We start from the raw sequence: 4,694 nt of genomic DNA, 5'->3' as shown, positions 1-4,694 counted from the left end.
GGTCGCCGATCCTTCCTTGGAGTAATACGCCGCCGCGTCGCCGCTGGTCGTGCCGACCCGGATCGAGAACGGTGCGGTGGCGTCCACCCTTCCGGTCAGGTCGACCGTGATCGTCTGGCCCAGCGCCACTGCGCCCTGGCTGAAGAACGCGGTGCCCACCCGCTGCGGCGCGGTGTTCCAGGTCACGGCCGTCTGGCTCCACGAGGTCGAATCCGTGAGGTAGAAGTCGCCACCCTTGACGGATTCGTTGTTGGTGCTGTTGCCCACCGTCATGGTCAGCAGCACCTTGGTCACGGTGGTGCAGTCGGCCGGCAGGGTCGGCTTGAACTGGATCAACGCGTCGTTGACCGGACTGCCGTCCGCCGTGATCCTGGTGGCGGTGGCAGTGGGTTGTGCGTCCGGGAAGGTCTGGTCGATGGTCACGTCGTCGGACGCGGTGAACGTCGTGGTCGTCCCGCCGCCAGTGCTGGCGGGCGGCGTCGTCACCGTTGCGGCGTTACTAGCCGTCGAGTTGTTGCCTGCCGCGTCCTTGGCCTTGACCGTGTAGCTGTAGGTCTGCTCCGCGGTCACCGTGTTGTCGACGTAGCCGGCGACGTTGCCGGCCACGCTGGCCAGTGGGGTGGTGGCCGAGCCGCGGTAGATGTCGTACCCGGTCACCCCGACGTTGTCCGAGCTGGCGGTCCAGCTCAGCTGTACCGAGGTCGGCCCGGTCGCGGTCGCCGTGAGGTTCCCCGGCGCGGTCGGCGGCGTGGTGTCGGTCCCGCTGCCGACGCTGGCCGGTGCGCTGTCCCCGGACTGGTTGCCGACCAGGTCGTGCGCCCGGACGGTGTAGCTGGCTCCGTCGAGCGGTGTCGCGTCGGTGTAGGAGGCGACGTCCGGCCCCACGGTGGCCAGCCACTGACCGTTGCGGTAGACGTCCTGCGCGCTGGAGTCGCTGCTGGTGCTGGCGGTCCAGCTCAGCTTGACGGTGGTACCCACCGCGGTGGCGAGCAGATTGGCCGGTGCCGCCGGCGGCGTGGAGTTCTGCGCGAAGTTGTAGGTCACCGGGTCGAAGGTCGCGCCGGTGGAGTTGGTCGGCGTGACGGTGACCGTGGTGCCGCTGACCGTGACCTTCAGGAAGTGAAAGACCTGCGCGTCGGAGGTGGGTGCCGTCGCGGCGCCACACCTGCTGCCGGACACGCCGGTGTAGGTCCAGCCGATCGCGTAGGCGTCGGTGGTGCTGCACTTTGTCACCGGCGACACCTTGGCGCCGCCGCCACCGGTGACGTAGCTGGTCACGCCACCGGGCGGGGCGATGTTGCGCTGGTAGATGTGGGCGTGGCCGTTGAAGGCCAGATCGACGCCGTTATTGGCCAGCAACCCCTCCAGGCTTGCGGTGGAGGTCGGGTTGTTCGGATCGTTCTGTAGGTAGGAGTCACTGCCTTCGGTGGCGCTGTCAGCCCGGAGTGGGTAATGGAAGAACGCCAGCTTCACGCTGTTGGGGTGGCTCTCCAGGTCAGCCTTGAGCCACTGGTATTCCGGGCTGGTCGGCGCCCAGTGGTAGTCACGGTCGACCTGGTAGGCGCCACCGGGTGCGGTGCCGACATTGCTGTCGTTCCAGTCGGCGTTGAGGATGTAGAACCGCGTACCGCCGGCGTCGAAGGCGTACCAGACCGAGGGGTAGCTGGTCGCGGTCGTGCCGTCGATGCCGGAGTAGGTCTCCATCAGGTACTTGCCGCCGGAGGCCCCGACCGTGGCGGCCTGCTTCCAGTTCTGCAGGAACGTGGTGGTGCGACCGTGATTTCCCGACGTGGAGAACAGCGGAATCGACGCACCCGGAACCTTCCAGTAGTCAGGCCCGAACACCTCACTGACCCCCGCCCCGGTGGCTACCAGGTTGCCGTAGTTGGTCTGGCTGCCGGCCTGGTAGGCGATGTCGCCGGTGGAGACAGCGAACTGGGCGCCGCTCTGAGCGATCAGCGCGTCGAGATTCTTCTGGTTCAGGCCGTTCGCGATGCTGTTGTCACCCCAGTCCCCCAGCACATCGAAGGTGAACGCGCCGCTGATCGGCAGGGTGGTGAAGCGCGGCGCGACATCGGTGCCGAGCAGGTCAGCCGGCGCCGTACCCCCGGTGTAGATCCGGTAGCAGTAGGTGGTCCCGGCGGTCAGTCCGCTGATCCTGATCGAGGTCTGGTATTCGGTAACGCCCGACACGGCGATCGGCGCGTTCACCGTGTTGTTGGTGCTGCTCGCCGATTTCCCGGTCAGGGTGCAGCCGGTCGTGCCGCTCGGGGTTCCCCACTGCACGGCCCCGGCGGCACTGACCACCTTGGTGCTGGTGTCGAAGGTCACCTGTACCGAGGTGGTGGTGAGATCGGTGAGGTAGGGATAGCGCATCACGGTGGGACTGAGAGCCGAGGCCGATGGCGCGGTGGCCAGCAGGCCCGAGGCGAGAATCGATCCGGCTGCCAGCAGCACCGCCCCGGTCCGGACGGGCCGGCGGCGCCATCCGGTGGGCCGGGTCGCCCGCCCAGCACGAAGATAAGACAACAAAATTGAAGCCCCCGTAGTACAGCAACAGCGCGACTTTTTGGCGCTTTGGATCACGTTCGCTCGAGCGGAACTCACATGAAGTTTAGCTGATCGTGGCTGGGCCGGTAGTGGCTGTCAAGCCATCCGCCGCACGACCCAGGCCATCACCCTGGTGATGTGGAACCTACGTTCCGGCTGGGTACTCCCTTATTCTAAAGGAAGAATCGCTTCTCAGGTACCAACCACCGACAGTGTTCCCACCGCTACGGTGCACGACCATTCCTCGGAGTGGACGGTGTGGGAGGCGAGCCCGGCAGCGGTCATCGCCGCGACAGTGTGCACGGCCTGCTCCTCCCCCGTCTCGATCAGCAGGCAGCCGCCCGGCGCCAGCCAGCGTGGCGCTCCGGCCGCCACCCGCCGGTGGACCTCGACGCCGTCCGGGCCGCCGTCCAGGGCAATGCGCGGCTCGTGCAGGCGCGCCTCCGGCGGCATCAGCTCGATGGCGCCGGTGGGCACGTAGGGCGCGTTGGCCACCAGGATCTCGATCCTGCCTCGCAGTGCTCCCGGCAGCGCGTCGTAGAGGTCACCGGCGTAGACCTGGCCACCGACCGGCGCGAGGTTGCGCGCCGCACACCTGAGGGCAACCGGATCGATGTCGGCGGCATGCAGTTCCAGGCCGCCCACCGCCGCCGCCATGGCCATGCCGAGCGCGCCGGTGCCACAGCACAGGTCCAGCACCACCGATCCCGGCCGGGCTCGGGCCACTGCCTGCCGCACCAGGAATTCGGTCCGCCGGCGGGGCACGAACACTCCCGGCTCCACGGCCACCCGCACGCCGCAGAACTCCGCCCAGCCCAGCAGCACCTCCAGCGGCAGGCCCGCGGCTCGGCGGCGCACCAGCTCGGCCAACTCCTCCGGCGTGCCGGCCGCGGCCAGCAGCAGCCGGGCCTCCTCCTCGGCGAAGACGCAGCCGGCACGCCGCAGCGCGGCAACCGTCGCCGGCAGCGGATCGAACTCGGGACTGGCTGGCATCAGGGCCTTTCGGAGCGGCTCGCGGATGCCCACTTATAGCAGCCTGAGCTGGCGCAACGGCTGCGCTAACCTCGTGCGCGGCGGTCGCTGGCGGGCCGAGCCGGGGTCACTGCCCGGTGCCGGGCCCCTGTCCGACCGCGCACAGCCCTTGCACACGATCCAGGGAGTCCCGAGGTGTCCGAACCCGAGGTGAGGCGACGTCCCGACAGGGGGCGGCCGGTCGAGCCCACGATCATCGATCCCGATGTCGACCTCTCCGATCCGGCGCAGCGACTGGCGGATCCGGCACGGCAGTGGGATCTGATCGCCGTCACTGCGGTGGGCGGCGTCCTCGGTGCCGAAGCCCGCTACGGGCTGGGTTCGGTGCTGCCGCACCACGACCAGCAGTTTCCGTGGTCGACGCTGCTCATCAATGTCACAGGCTGCCTGCTGATCGGCGTACTGATGGCGGTGCTCCTGGAGTTGCCGTCCCCACACCGGCTGGCCCGGCCGTTCCTCGGGGTTGGCGTCCTCGGTGGCTACACCACGTACTCCACCTTCGCGGTGGAGGTGCAGCGCCTGGTGCTGCACCACCGGCCGCTGGTTGCGCTGGACTATGCGGTGCTCACCGTGCTCGGCTGCACGTGCGCGGTATGGCTGTCCAGCACGCTCACCGGGCGCACCGTCGCGGCGGCCCGCCGGTGACGATGCTGCTGATCGCGCTCGGCGCCGGGGTGGGCGCGCCTGCCCGCTATCTCACCGACCGGGCCATCCAGTCCCGGCACCGGGCGCTGTTTCCCTGGGGAACCGTGACGGTCAACATCCTCGCCTCGCTGATCCTCGGTCTGGTGACCGGCGCCGGAGTCGGTGCCGACGCGGCGCTGCTGGTGGGTACCGGTTTCTGCGGAGCGCTGTCGACCTACTCCGCGTTCAGCTACGAGACGCTCCGGTTGGGCCAGCGGGGCGCGCGCTGGCTCGCCGCCGGCAATGTCGGGCTCTCCCTGGCCGGAGGGATCGGGGCAGCCACCATCGGCTGGTGGCTCGGGCTGTCGCTGCGCTGAGCAGGGACTCGGCTGCCGCGGACCCTCCGCCGGCTGGCTCGGCGGACCAGCCGCCCGGACCGCCTCACAGGTTCGTCATAACCGGGTGGCGCATCATCCGGGCAATGGACT

Annotated in this window: 4 protein-coding genes; 2 read left to right on the top strand and 2 right to left on the bottom strand. The window is 69.1% G+C overall.

Features of this window, described 5'->3' with window-relative positions; all coding sequences use genetic code 11:
* Together VF542_RS07470 and VF542_RS07465 are read right to left on the bottom strand one after the other, a co-directional pair.
* On the bottom strand, positions 1-2,457 hold a 2,457-nt coding region (locus tag VF542_RS07470; RefSeq protein ID WP_408651068.1), incomplete at its 3' end, for a DUF7594 domain-containing protein.
* A 285-nt stretch (positions 2,458-2,742) separates the two neighbouring features.
* Complete coding sequence (locus tag VF542_RS07465) at positions 2,743-3,543, bottom strand: putative protein N(5)-glutamine methyltransferase (RefSeq protein ID WP_408651067.1); 801 nt, start codon at positions 3,541-3,543, stop codon at positions 2,743-2,745.
* A gap of 174 nt (positions 3,544-3,717) precedes the next feature.
* On the opposite strand from VF542_RS07465, the gene crcB reads away from it, so the two are divergent.
* Together crcB and VF542_RS07455 are read left to right on the top strand one after the other, a co-directional pair.
* Entirely contained in the window at positions 3,718-4,227 is a 510-nt protein-coding gene (crcB, locus tag VF542_RS07460) for a fluoride efflux transporter CrcB (RefSeq protein ID WP_408651066.1), read from the top strand.
* A complete protein-coding gene (locus tag VF542_RS07455; RefSeq protein WP_408651065.1) occupies positions 4,224-4,583 on the top strand; it encodes a fluoride efflux transporter FluC in 360 nt (119 codons plus the stop codon). The genes crcB and VF542_RS07455 overlap by 4 nt, the downstream gene beginning before the upstream one ends.
* Positions 4,584-4,694: the final 111 nt, after the last annotated feature.

The organism is Jatrophihabitans sp. (assembly GCF_036389215.1).
Classification (GTDB): domain Bacteria; phylum Actinomycetota; class Actinomycetes; order Mycobacteriales; family Jatrophihabitantaceae; genus Jatrophihabitans_A.
Note: the sequence above shows the minus strand (reverse complement) of the source record. Positions and strands in the feature narration are given on the sequence as shown.

Coding starts and splice junctions, on each gene's coding strand:
- VF542_RS07465 (WP_408651067.1), bottom strand. CDS start 3,543: ATGCCAGCCAGTCCCGAGTTCGATCCGCTGCCGGCGACGGTTGCCGCG.